At 66.6% G+C, this 14,494-nt stretch carries 10 protein-coding genes; 1 reads left to right on the top strand and 9 read right to left on the bottom strand.

All coding sequences use genetic code 11. From position 1 onward, the window contains the following. On the bottom strand, positions 1–1,074 hold a 1,074-nt coding region (locus AC07X4_RS22130), incomplete at its 3' end, for a pyridoxal phosphate-dependent aminotransferase (protein WP_494741330.1). Between the two features lie 88 nt (positions 1,075–1,162). Between AC07X4_RS22130 and AC07X4_RS22125 the strand changes: the two genes are divergently transcribed. Further along, positions 1,163–2,599 carry an NAD-dependent succinate-semialdehyde dehydrogenase gene (locus AC07X4_RS22125; protein ID WP_494741329.1) on the top strand — a complete coding sequence of 479 codons (1,437 nt, stop codon included), beginning with the start codon at positions 1,163–1,165 and terminating at the stop codon, positions 2,597–2,599. A gap of 194 nt (positions 2,600–2,793) precedes the next feature. Here AC07X4_RS22125 and AC07X4_RS22120 read toward each other — a convergent pair whose 3' ends face one another. The 8 genes from AC07X4_RS22120 to AC07X4_RS22085 form a co-directional block, all read right to left on the bottom strand. Continuing rightward, the gene (locus AC07X4_RS22120; RefSeq protein WP_494741328.1) at positions 2,794–3,510 is read right to left on the bottom strand and encodes a formylglycine-generating enzyme family protein; all 717 of its coding nucleotides are present in this window, start codon (positions 3,508–3,510) and stop codon (positions 2,794–2,796) included. A gap of 278 nt (positions 3,511–3,788) precedes the next feature. Then, a complete protein-coding gene (locus AC07X4_RS22115) occupies positions 3,789–4,757 on the bottom strand; it encodes a porin (RefSeq protein WP_108497263.1) in 969 nt (322 codons plus the stop codon). 447 nt (positions 4,758–5,204) lie between these two features. Beyond that, the gene (locus tag AC07X4_RS22110) at positions 5,205–7,391 is read right to left on the bottom strand and encodes a TonB-dependent siderophore receptor (protein WP_494741327.1); all 2,187 of its coding nucleotides are present in this window, start codon (positions 7,389–7,391) and stop codon (positions 5,205–5,207) included. A 136-nt stretch (positions 7,392–7,527) separates the two neighbouring features. After that, positions 7,528–9,663 (bottom strand): TonB-dependent siderophore receptor, encoded by a 2,136-nt coding sequence (locus AC07X4_RS22105; RefSeq protein WP_494741326.1) that lies wholly within the window; start codon positions 9,661–9,663, stop codon positions 7,528–7,530. A gap of 163 nt (positions 9,664–9,826) precedes the next feature. Beyond that, positions 9,827–10,564, bottom strand: coding sequence for a TonB-dependent receptor (locus AC07X4_RS22100; protein ID WP_494741325.1), 738 nt, complete (start codon positions 10,562–10,564; stop codon positions 9,827–9,829). A 185-nt stretch (positions 10,565–10,749) separates the two neighbouring features. After that, positions 10,750–12,972, bottom strand: a complete 2,223-nt coding sequence (locus tag AC07X4_RS22095; protein WP_494741324.1) for a TonB-dependent receptor — start codon at positions 12,970–12,972, stop codon at positions 10,750–10,752. A gap of 25 nt (positions 12,973–12,997) precedes the next feature. Beyond that, positions 12,998–13,258 (bottom strand): hypothetical protein, encoded by a 261-nt coding sequence (locus tag AC07X4_RS22090; RefSeq protein WP_218300647.1) that lies wholly within the window; start codon positions 13,256–13,258, stop codon positions 12,998–13,000. Beyond that, positions 13,255–14,484, bottom strand: a complete 1,230-nt coding sequence (locus AC07X4_RS22085) for a PepSY-associated TM helix domain-containing protein (RefSeq protein ID WP_494741331.1) — start codon at positions 14,482–14,484, stop codon at positions 13,255–13,257. The genes AC07X4_RS22090 and AC07X4_RS22085 overlap by 4 nt, the downstream gene beginning before the upstream one ends. Positions 14,485–14,494 lie beyond the last annotated feature (10 nt).

The raw sequence follows: 14,494 nt of genomic DNA, 5'->3' as shown, positions 1-14,494 counted from the left end.
CCCAAACGCACTGCCCGGCGCCAACCCCAACCCCGCCTCCCGCACCAGCCGCTTGGCCAGTGGCAAACACTCGTCATGCCCGTCGATGTGGAAGAACGCATACATGCCCCCACGTGGCGTGGCCACCGACACTCCCGGCACCTCGGCCAGCAGCGGCACCAGCGTGTCGCGGCAGTTGCGTAGATGGTTCACCAGCGCGGGCGTCACCTCCTCCGTGCGCTGCAGCGCCACCGTGGCTCCGCGCTGCACAAACACCGGCGCGCACGAGGTGTTGAACTCGATCAGCTTGCCCACCGCCTGGGTGAGTGACGGCGGCAACACCAGCCACCCAAGGCGCCAGCCGGTCATCAAAAAGCTCTTGGAAAAGCTGTGCGTCACGATCAGCCGGTCCTCGGGCTCGGCCACGTCGAGAAAACTGGGCGCCGCGCCATTGGCCGTGTCACCCGCGTAGTACAGCCGCTCATACACCTCGTCCGCCAGAATCCACGTGCCGGTGCGGCGGCAGTGCGCCAGGATGGTGGCTTGCTCCTCGCGCGTCAGCGTCCAGCCCGTGGGGTTGTTGGGTGCGTTGACGACCAGCAGGCGCGTGCCGCGTGTGATGGCGGCCAGCAGCGCATCCATGTCCAGGCGCCATGCGCCGTGCACGTCGGCCACCAGTGGCACAGTGCGCACCTGCGCCCCCAGAATGCGCGGCTGCGCCACCAGGTTGGGCCACACGGGCGTCACCAGCACCACTTCGCCGCCCGCGTCCACCAGGGTCTGCACGGCCACCATCAGGCCGTTCACGCCGCCGGAGGTGACGGCAATCCGGTCAAACCACGCATCGGTGTGCTGCTGAGGGTGCAGGCCGTGCATGTAGCCCGCAATTGCGTGGCGCAGTTCGGGCAGGCCCAGGTTGTGGGCGTAAAAGGTCTCGCCCTTTTGCAGCGACGCAATGGCCGCGTCGCGGATGAAATCCGGCGTCACCTCGTCGCTCTCGCCGAACCAGAACTTCAGCACATCGCTGCGCCCCAGGCCTTCGTTGGCCACTTCGCGGATCCGCGACTCTTCGAGGCTTTGGACTACTTCTCGCATGCAATCTCCTTGAAATACACAGCCATCATCGCAGGCGTATAGTCGTTTTTTTGATTTTTTCACCACCTTGGCTGACCAACCAACGCTCATGACCTATCCCAACACCCAGCTCTTCATCGCAGGCCAGTGGCAAGACGCCGCTGAAGGCAAGACCCTTGCCGTGTTCAACCCCGCCACGGGCAAGGAAATCGGCCGCGTGGCCCATGCCACCAAGGTCGATCTGGACCGTGCGCTGGACGCCGCACAAAAGGGCTTTGAAGCCTGGCGTGACATGCCTGCCGCCGAGCGCGCCAAGACCATGCGCCGCGCAGCGGCCCTGATGCGGGAACGCGCCGAATCAATAGCCGCCATCATGGTCCAAGAGCAGGGCAAGCCCCTGGCCGAGGCCAAGGTTGAAACCATGGCGTCGGCCGACATCATCGAATGGTTTGCCGACGAATCGCTGCGTGTGTACGGCCGCATCGTGCCCTCGCGCAACCTCAAGGCCACGCAGATGGTGCTGAAGGACCCTGTGGGCCCCGTGGCGGCCTTCACGCCCTGGAACTTCCCCATCAACCAGGTGGTGCGCAAGCTGGCCGCCGCGCTGGGTGCCGGTTGCTCCATCTTGGTCAAGGCGCCTGAAGAAACCCCCGCCAGCCCGGCCGAGCTGATCCGCGCGTTTGCCGATGCCGGTGTGCCCGCAGGCACCGTGGGCCTGGTCTATGGTGACCCGGCTGAAATCTCCAGCTACCTGATCCCGCACCCCATCATCCGCAAGGTCACGTTCACCGGCTCCACGCCCGTGGGCAAGCAGCTGGCCGCGCTGGCGGGCAAGCACATGAAGCGCGTGACGATGGAGCTGGGCGGCCACGCCCCGGTCATCGTGGCGGAAGACGCCGACCTGGAACTGGCCATCAAGATCGGCAGCGGCGCCAAGTTCCGCAACGCAGGCCAGGTCTGTATTTCGCCCACCCGCTATCTGGTGCACGAGAGCATCCGTGCCGACTTCGTGGCTGCCTTCGCCAAGTACGCGCAGGGCCTGAAGGTGGGCGATGGCCTCACGGCCGGCACGCAGATGGGCCCGCTGGCCAACCCCCGCCGCATCACCGCCATGGCCGACCTGATGGCCGACGCCGTGCAGCAGGGCGCCAAGGTGGTGACGGGTGGCGAGCGCATTGGCAGCGAAGGCAACTTCTTCCAGCCCACCGTGCTGAACGACGTGCCCCTGTCGGCCCGCATCGTGAATGAAGAGCCCTTCGGCCCCGTGGCTGCGATTCGTGGCTTTGAAAAGATTGAAGACGCCATTGCCGAAGCCAACCGCCTGCCGTTTGGCCTGGCCGGTTATGCCTTCACTTCGTCGCTGAAGAACGCTCATTTGCTGGCGCAGCGCCTGGAAGTGGGCATGCTCTGGATCAACCAGGCCGCCGCACCTGCAGCCGAGCTGCCGTTTGGTGGCCTGAAGGATTCGGGCTACGGCTCCGAGGGTGGCCCCGAGGCCATCGAGGCGCACCTGAACACGCGTCTGGTGTCGATCATGAACGTGTGACCATCGCGCTTTTTGAACAGGTTCTCAGCGCGGTAGTCACAGGCCCCCGGTGCCATGGGCATCGGGGGCCTTTTTGCTTTCTGAGAACCTGATCCCGAGCTTTTCAAGGTCGCACAAGAGGGGGGCGACGGCAGGCCGTACGGCTTGCGGGCATAGAGAAGATTCCCTCACTGACGGTGCCGCCTCTTTTGGCCCTAAGGCTTCGGGTCGTGCACGCAGCGAAATCCGATGTACACCGCGTAAAAGTCCGCAGGCTTCCAGGCCTCGACATCCGCGCGCATTTGCGACGCGGGATACCACCAGGACCCACCCATCGTGCGCCGCTCTTCGCCACGCGCATCGGCCGCCCATTCCCACACATTGGCGCCCATGTCGTGCAGGCCGTTCACTCCGGCCGCAGTGGCATTGACGGGTGCGGCACGGGGCCAGGGGTCGGGGTCGCTGGTGTTGGCGCCCTGCGGGCTCTGGCCTGTGGTCCAGGGGTAGGTGGTGCCACGCACCCAGGGCGTGGGCGGTTGGCTGCGCAGCTCGGTAAAGCCGGCGGTGCGCCACTCGGCGGCGGTGGGCAGGCGGCCGCCCGCCCAGTGGCAGTAGGCCTGGGCCTCGGCGTGAGTGAGGTGCACGGCGGGCAACTGGTCGGTGTCGGGCGGTGAGCCGTCGGGGCGCTGCCAGGTCCAGCCCGCGCGGCGCTGCCAGCCGCTCACGTATTCAAAACCGCCGCCTTCGCGCTCTGCACGGGTGGTGGTGCCGGTGGCCCGCACGTAGCGCGCAAACTGGGCGATGGTGACTTCGGTCTTGTCAATGCGCAGGCCGCCCAGGTCGTCCAGCACCACGGGCGCTGTGGTCTGGGCAGATGCGGCCAGGGCCCAGAACACCAGGATGGCGCTGGCTGCGTGGCGTGGTGTTGGCATGGTGCTGTGCTCCGCATTTCACAGCCAGGTAGTCATTGCCCGGCCGATGTGGCGCAGAGTATCTGCCGCTGCAAAAGCCTGCGGGCGGGACCGGATTTGGACCGACCGAATGGCCTTGGGTGCGCCGGGTTTGGTGGTTGGCTCTGCGTCCGCAATAGGGCTATGCGCTGTATCCGGCAGGTCGCAGGCATAAAAAACCCCGCACTCCGAAGAAGTGCGGGGTAATTGGCTGTTTGTCTGCCCTCCCACCAGTCAGGGCAGCAGCGTGTGGGGGGCCATCAGAAGTTGTGGCGCACGCCCACGGCGAAGGAGCTGAAGTCGTTACCCGGAGCCGACACGCCGTAGGTGGCGGCCTGGCTGTTGTTGATGCGGGTGTAGTACGTGTAGACCTTGGTGCGCTTGCTCAGGTTGTAGTTGTAGCCCAGCGTGTACTGGGTGGCGGCGCTGTTGGACACGTTGGAGTAGTTGCCGGCACGGCCCACGTTCACGTGGAACTCGGACACGCCCATGATGTAGGCGGCCGACAGGCGCAGGTTGGTGCGGTTGCCGCCGTTGGCGATGAACACGTTCTTGTCGCGTTGCACGTAGGCGCCCATCACGAAGGGACCGGTGGAGTACGAAGCGCGCACTGCGAACTGGTTCTGGTCGCCCAGCTTGGAGTAACCGGCGCCCAGACCCAGCTTGCCGATTTCGTAGTTGGCAGCCAGGTCCATGCTGTTCTTGCCGCCGGTGCCGCTGGGCTGCTCGTGCTGGGCCCAGCCGGCTTCGAACGTTGCGCCGCCCAGGCTGGGGGTGCGGTAAGCGATCTTGTTGATGTCACGGGCGGGGTAGGCGTACAGGGCGTCAGCCGACGAGCCAGTGTCGTGGTTGTGGTTGCTGATGAAGTCGGCCGTGGCGTAGTACGACTCGGACGTGAAGTTGCCCAGGCGCACCATGCCGAAGCCGCCGGACAGGTTCACTTCGCTCTGGCGGGCAAAAATGCCGCGCGAGTCGGTAGCGCCGGAGCTGGAGTCAAAGCCGCTTTCCAGCTGGAAGCCAGCCATCAGGCCGCCGCCGAGGTCTTCCTGGCCCTTGAAGCCGAAGCGGGAGGAGTTGTTGAACAGGCCGGTCTTGGAGACATCGCCGTCTTTTTGGTGTTCAAAGCTGGTGTTGACCCGGCCGTACAGGGTGACGCTGCTCTGTGCAAAGGCAGCAGACGTACCCACCAGGGCCAGCGCGGCGAGGGCGCAGCGGTTCAATGTTTTCATTCGCGAGGTTCCTTAAATCAAATTTTGTTTGATAACAAATAATCACCGGCCAAAAACGCACAGGGGTGATGCCTTCGGGCCGCCGCTACAAGCAAGTTTGGTGCCTGTGGTGATGTGATCGTTGCACTTTGCAACGGAAGGGGATGCTACTGGCCGCCGTGATTGGCCGCCAGCGGGGTAAACACCTTTTTGTCATCAAGATGTCGTTGCGGCGCAACATGGTTCTGGTAGGGCACGCCAGAACCGACCCGGGGCGTAGCCCGGCACCCCCGTCAAGGTCGCGAATGCAGCGCAAGCCCCACGCGGGCTGCCATCGGCGTGCCGCAGTGCCCGGGCTGCTGCCGCAGTGAAGGCGCTGCAAGGGCCGCGAGGATTGCAGGCGCTGCAGGGCGGGTGGTGGGGTTCGTGGAGTGGGCGACGACCCTTTGAGGGATCGTCAACGGGCCCCTAGAACCGGTAGGTCGAGGTCAGCGTGTAGGTGCGCGCCTGTCCGTAGAAACAATCCCCGCGTGCCAGGCACTGGGTGATGTGCACCTTGTCGGTCAGGTTGACCACGTTGAAGGCCACGCGCCAGTCGCCAGCGTCGTAGGCCAGCATGGCATCGGCCAGGGTGGCGGCAGGGGTGCTGATGGCGCTGGTGCCGCTCCATTGCGAGCCGGTGTAGCGCACGCCCGCGCCCACCACCCAGCCGCCACGTCCCTGCGCTGCAAAGCGGTGGCTCAGCCAGGCCGATGCGGTGTGCCGGGGCACGCTGGCCACGGGCTGGCCCTGGTCGCCTGCGTTGCTGCGGCTGATCTGGGCGTCGGTGAAGGCGTAGCCCACCGTGAAGTCCCACTGGCGCGCCAGGCTGGCCTGCACCTCCGCCTCGAAACCGTTGACCTTTACTTCGCCAATCTGCAGGCTGTTGAGCGGGTTGCCGGGGTCGGTGGTCTTGCGGTTCTTCTCGCGCAGGGTGTACACAGCGGCAAACGCACTGATGCCCTGGCCCGGTGGCTGCCACTTCACGCCGGCCTCCCACTGTTCACCGCGCTGGGGTTTGTAGGGGGTGCCGTACGCGTCGAGCCCACCCAGGGGCTGGAACGATTCGGAGTAGCCCACATACGGTGCCCAGCCGCCGTCCATCTGGTACGTGACGCCAGCGCGTTTGGTCCAGGCCTTGTCGTCCACTGCAGCGGCAGGGCGGCCTTCGGTATCGGTCTGCGCACTGTCGTGGCGCAGGCCCAGCGTGGCCGTCCAGCGGCCCCATTGGATCTGGTCTTGCGCGTAGAACCCCAGCTGCTTTTGCACCACGCTGGGCTGGCGCACCAGCTGCGCCGCAGTGGGTGGCGTGAAGTTGCCGTACACGGGGTTGTACACGTCGATGGACGACGCCACCGCTCGCCATGCCTGCTGGCCGGTGTGGTTGCGCTGCACGTCCAGGCCTGCGAGCACTGTGTGCGCGGTACTGCCCGCCTGCAGCTTGCCTTCGAGCTGCGTGTCGATGAGCAGCATGCGGCCGGTGTTGAGGTTCCACACCGCATCGCGCACCAGCGTGCGGTTGTCGCTGTTGAACACGGGGCGCGCAGGGCGGCCGGTCCCAGCGTTGGCGGTGAAGCTGGTGTAGATGGTGCGATAGTCCACCTCGCTCACGGTGCGGCGCAGGTTCTGGCGCACTGTCCAGTCGCTGTTCAGACGGTGGCTGAACAGGTAGCCCCAGGAGTTGTTGCTGGTGTCGTACGCGTCCCAGCCCGGCTCGCTGATGAAGGTGTTGCGCGGAATCTGTCCGTACTGGCTGGGCAGCTGCGTGCCTTGCCACGGGAAGAAGCCAATGAGCGAGCCGCTTTGGTCCTTCTGGTGCAGCGCCTGCAGCGTCAGCGACGTGTCGGCATTGGGCTTCCAGGTGAGCGATGGCGCAAACACCACGCGGTTGTCGTCCACATGGTCCACCTGCGTACCGCTGTCGCGGCCCACGGCCACCAGGCGGTAGAGCCACTGGCCGTCCTGGTCGAGTGCGCCCGTCAGGTCGGCGGCGATCTGCTTGCGTGCGTTGTTGCCCAGCTGCACCTGCACCTCGCGCAGGGTGTCGGCCTGTGGGCGTTTGCTCGTCAGGTTGAGCACGCCGCCCACGCTGCCCTGGCCGTACAGCACGGAGGTGGGACCGCGCAGAAACTCCACGCGCTCCAGCGTGTACGGGTCCGGCCGGCTGGTGTTGTAGGTGCCATAGGTGCGCAGCAGCCCGTCCTGGTACTGGCTTACCGTGCCGCCGCGTGCGGCAAAGCTGTCCACGCGGCTGTCGAAATAGTTGGACACCGCGCCAGCGGCGTATGCCGTCACCTGCCGCAGCGTCTGGACGCCCTGGGCTTCCATCTGGTCGCGGGTGATCACGCTGATGGCCTGCGGGGTTTCGATGAGTGGGGTGTCGGTCTTGGTGGCGCTGAGCGCACGCTGGGCCACAAAGCCGGTGACGGGCGCGGTTGGGTTCTCCTGCTCGGCACCCGCGCTCACGGTGACGGGGGCCAGGGCTTTCTCTGCAGCAGGCGCCGTGGGAGCGGTGGGGGCTGTGGGTGTGGCCTGCTGCGCATGGGCCGCGCCGCACAGGGCAAGCAGGGCCGCGTGTGCGATGGCGGTGCGGCAAACGGTGATGCCAGATTGCATGGTGCTGTTTCTCCGATGGTATAAAAAAAAGGGGGCGGGCCCGAAGGCCACGCACGGCGCGTGGCGTGCCTGGAGTGCCAGGAGCGCTTGGCTTTCGGGACTGGCGATGGGACAGGCGCAGCCTTGGCGCCCGTCTTCAGAACGTGTAGTCCAGCGACACCTGAAGGCTGCGTGGCGTGCCGGGCACCACGGCGCCAAAACCGGCGGCGGTGGTGGTGCCGTCGATGTAGTAGCGGCGGTTGCCCGCGTTCTTCAGGTTGGCCTGCAGCCGCACGCCGCCTGCAAACTGGTAGCCCACGGCCAGGTCCACCACGGTGTAGCCGGGCAGGCGCCACTTGTTGTCATTGGCGGTGAACTTGTCGCCCTGGTGCACCAGGCCACCACCCACCCACAGGCCGGGCAGTTGCGGCAGGCGGTACTGTGTCCACAGCGATGCGGTGCGGCGCGTGGCCCGCTCGACGCGGTTGCCCACGTTGGCACCGGCCGTGGTGTCGGCCAGCACCTTGGGGTCGTGGAAGCTGGCGTTGGCCGTCACCGTCCAGCCGGGCGTGATGCGGCCCTGCAGCTCCAGCTCGATGCCCTTGATCCGCTGGCGCGCGGTGAGCACCGAGTAGCCGGGGTGCGCCGGGTCGGTGGCGGGGGCGTTGGTCAGCTCCAGGTCAAACGCCGACACGGTGGTCATCAGGCGCTGGTTCAGCCATTCCTGCTTCCAGCCCACCTCCAGCTGCTTGCCCTCTGAGGGCGGGGCCGACTGCGCGCCCCACACCAGCGTGCCCGAGTTGGCCTGGAAAGAGCGCGCATGGCTCGCGTAGAGCATGCTGCCCGGGCGGGGCTCCCAGCTGATCGCCGCGCTCGGCTGTGTCTTGCTCACGTCGGTGACGGGCGTGGTGTAGGCGTCTTTGAAGCGGTCGTGGCGCAGGCCCAGCAGCAGGCCGAAATCGCCCAGCACCATCCGGTCTTGCACAAACACACCGGTGTTGCGGGCGTCGGAGGAGAGCTTGCCCACGCCGGTGGAGGCCACGGGTGGCACCAGGCCTGCAACGGGGTTGTAGAGGTCGATGGCGCCCAGGTTGCCCGTGGTGCGCGCGCCGTAGAAGCCCGCAATGGCGCGCCAGTCCAACCCCGCCAGCATCGTGTGCTTGACCGCGCCGGTTTGCAGCTGCGCGCGCAGTTCAGCCAGTGCGGTGTCCGACGTGTAATTTTGTCCCGGCGCCATCCAGTAGGTGCGCGGCACGCGGCCGTTGGTCACCGGGCCCATGGGCGACACGATGTTCACGTTGCGAAAGGTTTCGTTGCGCGACAGATGCACACGACCTTCCAGCTGGTCCGAAAAACGGTGCTGCAGCTCGGTGGAATAAAAGCGCAGATGGCCATCAGTTTTCAACCAGGGCTCGCCGTAGAACGCGCCCACCGGCAGCACATCCGCGCTGCGTGGATTCTTGGGGTCGGGCACGGCCAAACCGGAGGTCGAAGTGCCGTCGATGCTTTGGGTCTCGGCCTGCGCGCGCCAGACGGTGTCGGGCGTGACCTGCCACTCCAGGCTGCCCGCAATGCCTTGCTTGCGCGGGGTGTTGCCATCCACAAAACTGCCGCCCCGGCTGGCGCCGCCGTCCAGGCGGTAGCGCAGCGTGCCGTCGGCGTTGAGCGGACCGGTCAGGTCAAATTCGGCGCTGCGCCAGCCATGGCTGCCGGCGCCGATCTTCACGGTGCGCAGCGGGTCGGCTTGGGGCCGCTTGCTCACGTAGTTGACGAGGCCGCCGGGCGCGACCTGGCCAAACTCCAGCGCGGCCGGGCCCTTGATGACTTCCACCCGCTCGATGTTGAACAGCGGTGGGTCCAGCAGGTGGATGAACTTGGCGCCGTCGCGCAGGAAGTTGTAGGTGTTGTTGGCCCACAGCCCCCGGATGGAGAACTGCGAGTACGAGCCGTAGTACTCGCTGCGCGACGACACGCCCGAGGCATTGCGCAGCACATCGCGCTCGGTGGTGGCCATTTGCTGCTCCAGCAACGCGTTGTCGATCACGCTGACCGAGCGCGGCGTCTCTAGCACCGACAGGCCCAGGCGCGAGCTGCTTTGCGCGCGCCGTGCGGGCGTGGCGGCTTCGCCTGCCGTGGAGTCGATGACATCGACCTGGCGCAAGGAGGGGGCGGCTGCTGGAGCGTCGGAGGGTATAGGTGCGGGTGCTGTGCTGTTCTGCGCGAACGCGGTGCCGCACACAGCCAGCAGTGCGGCTTGCGCCACCGCGGTGCGCAAGAGATTGGGGTGAATCATGGCGCTATCGAAGTAATAGCTGTCGGCGCTTTTACGTAAAGCGCTACAGCCCATTTTTAGTGATATGAATGCCAGCCGCCCGAGCGTGCCAAGGCAGTACCACGCGCCCCGAGAGGGCGGTGGTTTGTGCGGCTAGCAAATCGGCGGTGGCGGCAGCCGGGGCTCAGTGGGCCTTGGGCGGCTCGGGCAGGGCAGGCGACGCCATGCCGTCGGCCAGCACAAAGGTGAGCGTGGTCACGTAGCTGGCTTCGCCGTACTTCTCGCCTTGCACTTCGCCGGGGGTCTTGTCGCTGTGCTTCACCTCGGCCACGTACTGGCCCTTCCAGGGGGTGACGAAGGTCACCGTGCCGTCTTCACCCGCCTCGGCTTCGCGCGTCCAGCCCGACGGGGCGGCCAGCTGCACCTTGGCCTTGGGCAGTGGCGCACCCTTGTAGACCACCTTCAGCTCGCCGGGCTTGCCGGTGGGCACCAGGTCCAGCGGCGCGGTGGGTGCCACGGGCTTGGCCAGGCTGGCCACCCAGCGGGCGGAGGGCTGCCAGACCATCGCTGGCAGATTGCGCTTGCTGCGGTCGATCAGCGGGTAGCTGGCGGCGGCGAACAGCGTGTCGGGCGTGCCCGTGGTGGTGTAGACAAAAGCGTCTTTGGCGAGCTGGCCTTCCACGCGCTGGGCGACGGCACCCGCGCGTTGTTGTTCCAGTGCGGGCACACCCTTGAACTGGTCCAGCCGGCCGGGCGAGGTCTCGCGCAGGTTCTCGTTGAACTCGCCAAAGTGCAGGCGCGCCTGGCCGCCAGCGTTTTCGAGCCAGACCTGGTGGGCTTGGGCGGAGTTCACCGCAGTGAGGGCGGCGCAGGCCAGCAGGGCGGACAGCAGCGGGGCTTGGAGGCGTTGGTTCGAGGACATGGACGTTTTCCTTTCGGTGGTTTAGTGACAGCAAAAACAGCGGAGCGCAGTGCTCCACACCCCCGGCGCTACAGGGGAAAAATATTCATTTTTTGATAGCTGCCTGCGCTTGTTGGATAAGCGCTGGGTGGCTTTTTGACCCTGAAATGGGCCTTGGCAATACCCGTGCGGGGCGGGGTGCCGCCTTAGAAGTCCACGCTCACGCTCAGCGACAAGGTGCGCGGCGCACCCACCACCAGGTAGCCCGAGCCGGGGTAGCCGCCGACTGAGGCCCAGTAGTTGCGGTTGGTCAGGTTGTCGATGCGGGCGCGCAGCGTAACGAGCTTGCCTTGCACTTCCGTCATATAGCGGGCACCCACGTCGAGCCGGTTCCAGCCGGGCACGCGCAGGGTGTTGGTGGCGTTGGCATAACTGGCGCCGGTATGCACCCAGCGGCCGTCCACGGCCAGGCCGGGCACGCCGGGCACGTCCCATTCCGCCCCCAGGTTGGCTTGCAGCTTGGGCACACCGATGACGCGCTGGCCGTCGGTGGCGGCAGCGCCGGTGGTCTGCTGCTTGGCATCCAGCCAGGTCAGGCCGCCCAGCAGGCGCAGGCCCTTGGTGGCCTCGCCTTGCACGGCCAGCTCGATGCCCTGGTGGCGGTCCTTGCCGCTGGTGCTGAAGAGGTTGGCCGTGTTCAAAAACGCACGCGGCTTGGTGGTGGAGAACAGGGCCACGCTGCCGCCCACGCGGCCGGCGTCAAACTTGATGCCCACTTCCTTTTGTTTGGAGACATACGGCGCCAGCATCTCGCCCCGGTTGGTCGCCGTGCTGGGCGCGGTCTGGCCCTGGCTCAGGCCTTCCACATAGTTGGCATACACCGACAGGCCCTTGTTGACCTTGTAGACAGCCGCCAGCAGCGGGCTGGTGCGGCTCTGGTCGTAGCGGTCGGTCTGCAGCCCGGTGCCGTAGTCGTAATTGGCGATCTCCATCTTCTGGTGGCGCAAGCCCACGGTGAAGAGCATGCGGTTGTCCATGAACGCCATCGTGTCGCCCAGCGCAACGCTGGACAGGCGCGTGCTGCCGGTGCGCAGGGGATTGGCCAGGTCGCCGCCAAACAGGGTGTTGGCGCTGAAGCCGGGCAGGCTGGTGGCTATGGGGTTGTAAAGATTGGTGGCGTGCGTGTTGCGCCAATCCATGGCGTAGGCGTTCTTCTTTTCGAAGTCGTAGTGCGACGCCACCGCCACCCATTCATGCCCCACGCTGCCGGTCTGCAGCTTGCCACGCAGGCCCAGCTCGCCGGTGTTCACGCTGTCCTTGCGGGTGTTGTCAAAGCGGTAGGTGGTGGCGGCGCCGCTGGCGGCGTTGGTCACCGTGAGGTTGGCCAGTGAATTGGCTTCTTCGCCACGGCGCGCGCCCGCCGCAGCCCAGGCCGTGGTGCTGGGCGACAGGTCCCACTCGCCACGCAGCGTGCCGAACACATCGCGTTCGTTGGAGTAGCTCCAGGGCTGGGCAAAGTTGGTCTGGTTGTCGGGCACGCTCGGCACCGTGGTCACAGCGCTGCCCAGCGTGACGTTGGTGCGGGTGTTCTTGAGCTTGTGGTCTTGCCAGCCGATGTCGCCCGACAGGCGCACATCGCGGCTGCGCCAGTCCAGGCCCACGGCCAGCAGGCCGAGCTGCACGTCTTCGTGGTCCACCGCCGTACCGCCATTGCGGGCAGCAGCATTCACGCGGATGCCCGTATTGCCATCGGGCCCAAAGCGCCGGGCAATGTCGGCCGCCACCTGCGTCTGGCCGCCGCTGGCCACGCCAAAGGTCACGCGGTTCAAAGGCTCGTTGGGCGCGCGCTTGGGCAGCAGGTTGATGCTGCCGCCCAGTCCGCCGCCGTTGGGGCTGGCGCCGTTCAAAAAGGCCGATGCGCCGCGCAGCACCTCCACACGCTCGAACAGTTCGGTGGCAATGTATTGGCGCGGCAGCAGGCTGTACAGGCCGTTGTAGGCCGTGTCGTCCGAATCGAGGATGAACCCCCGGATGAAGAACGCCTCCTGAAAATTGCCAAAGCCACGTGCCACGCGCACCGTGGGGTCGTTCTGCAGCACATCGCCCACGCTGCGGGCATCGCGGTCCTGGATCAGTTCGTTGGTGTAGCTGGTGATGGAAAACGGCGTGTCCATCGCGTCCTTGGTGCCCAGGATGCCCGCACGGCCCCCACGGGCCACCTGGCCGCCGGGGTAGGCGGGCGACAGGCCTTGGGCCGATGCGTCGGCGCTGGCGTTGACCGTGACGGTGGACAGGGTTTTGCCGTCGGGCTCGGTGCCGCTGGCCGTCGCTTGCGCCCAAGCGGCAGGCGCGCCCAGTGTGAAGAGCAGGGCGGCGGCCAGTCCGGCTGGGGTCAGGGCAGGGCGGCGAGGGGAATGGGAATTGCGCATGGCGTGGTGAAGGTGCGGGGAATGTTCAGAGTGGCGTGGCGTTGGCGTTGGTGCCCGCTTCGTCGGCATCGGTGTGGGGTTTGTCATGGGCGCGTTGCGCAGTGGCCTTTGGCGTGGTGCGCGGCCAGCAGGTCCAGCCCATCACCGCCACCGGAATGCCCAGACCCACCCACGACCACCAGTCGCCCCAGGTGTCAGACACCAGGGCCGTGATGAGGCCGGTGGTGGTCAGCACACCCATCACGAGGGGCCAGCCCCACAGCGACCAGAAAGGGCTCGCCTTCATGCGCGGCCCTCCGTGCTTGGCAGCGCGCCGCCAGTGCGTGCGGCAGCCGTTGGCGGCAGGCCGGTGTGGCTGTGCACGGTGGCTGCCGCCGTGGCGGTGCTGGTACTGGCGTTGCTGGCGCTGCCCGCCTGCGCACCTTTGCGCAACCACAGGTACAACCCGCTGCCCAGCACCACGATGGTGGCAACGTCGAGCAGCGCCCAGAGGATCTTCATCGGCATGCCGCCGTAGTCGCCAAAGTGCAGCGGCTGCGAGACCAGCAGCGCCGTCAGGTACCACGGCAGCTGGGGCGCTGCTGTGACCTGCGCCGTGCGCGCATCCACCAGCACGGGCTTGAGCAGGCGCGAGGTGAGCGGCTCGTTGCCCCGCAGGAAGAATGTGTTGTGATGCGGGCTGGAGAACGCCGTGCCCGGGAACGCAATGAACGACAGCTTGGTGCCCGGCGCCTGGGCCTGCGCCACCTCCAGCGCTTGTTGCAGCGGGCCACGCTCTGCGGCGGGCACGATGGGCTGGCCCTCATAGGGCTTGAGCAGCACCGACAGCTGGTCGTACTGCCAGTACTTGATGAGCAGGTCGGCCCACGTGTTGATCATGCCCGTGCCACCCACCACGAAGGCCCACACCAGCGTGACGATGCCCAGCAGGTTGTGCAGGTCCAGCCACTTCACGCGGGTCGAGCGATCACGCCGTACCTCGCCAAACGCGAGCTTGCGCATGAACGGCGCATACAGCACCACCCCCGTGACGATGGCCACCAGCAGCAGCAAGCCCATGAAGCCCAGAAACAGCTTGCCCGGCAGCCCCGCAAACAGGTCCACATGCAGCTTGAACATCACGTACATGAAACCCTCGTCAAACCGTGGCTGCGCCAGCACCTGGCCCGTGCGCGCATCCACCGCCACGGAGCGGAAATCGTCCGTGGGCGCCGGTGTGGGCGTGAGCGTGACGAACCACACGTTGTCATCGTCCTCCGCGTGCGACGCGAACTGCACCACACGATCCGGGTGCAGCGCCTGCGCAGTGGCCAGCACCTTGTCGAGGCTGGCGCGCGGCGTGTTGGCGGGCATCGCAGGCGCCTCCACCTCGGTGCCAAGCAGGTGGCCAATTTCGTGGTGAAAGATCAGCGGCAGGCCGGTGATGCACAGCAGCAGCATGAAGACGGTGCACACCAGGCTGGACCACTTGTGGGTCCAGCTCCAGCGGCGCAGGGCGGTGGGGCTCAGCATGGCGTGGGGG

Source organism: Acidovorax sp. GW460-11-11-14-LB4 (genome assembly GCF_059423685.1).
Note: the sequence above shows the minus strand (reverse complement) of the source record. Positions and strands in the feature narration are given on the sequence as shown.

What these genes read in the sequence shown, in the direction of transcription:
- AC07X4_RS22125 (WP_494741329.1), top strand. Translation starts at nt 1,163, where the DNA reads ATGACCTATCCCAACACCCAGCTCTTCATCGCAGGCCAGTGGCAAGAC.
- AC07X4_RS22120 (WP_494741328.1), bottom strand. Translation starts at nt 3,510, where the DNA reads ATGCCAACACCACGCCACGCAGCCAGCGCCATCCTGGTGTTCTGGGCC.
- AC07X4_RS22115 (WP_108497263.1), bottom strand. Translation starts at nt 4,757, where the DNA reads ATGAAAACATTGAACCGCTGCGCCCTCGCCGCGCTGGCCCTGGTGGGT.
- AC07X4_RS22110 (WP_494741327.1), bottom strand. Translation starts at nt 7,391, where the DNA reads ATGCAATCTGGCATCACCGTTTGCCGCACCGCCATCGCACACGCGGCC.
- AC07X4_RS22105 (WP_494741326.1), bottom strand. Translation starts at nt 9,663, where the DNA reads ATGATTCACCCCAATCTCTTGCGCACCGCGGTGGCGCAAGCCGCACTG.
- AC07X4_RS22100 (WP_494741325.1), bottom strand. Translation starts at nt 10,564, where the DNA reads ATGTCCTCGAACCAACGCCTCCAAGCCCCGCTGCTGTCCGCCCTGCTG.
- AC07X4_RS22095 (WP_494741324.1), bottom strand. Translation starts at nt 12,972, where the DNA reads ATGCGCAATTCCCATTCCCCTCGCCGCCCTGCCCTGACCCCAGCCGGA.
- AC07X4_RS22090 (WP_218300647.1), bottom strand. Translation starts at nt 13,258, where the DNA reads ATGAAGGCGAGCCCTTTCTGGTCGCTGTGGGGCTGGCCCCTCGTGATG.
- AC07X4_RS22085 (WP_494741331.1), bottom strand. Translation starts at nt 14,484, where the DNA reads ATGCTGAGCCCCACCGCCCTGCGCCGCTGGAGCTGGACCCACAAGTGG.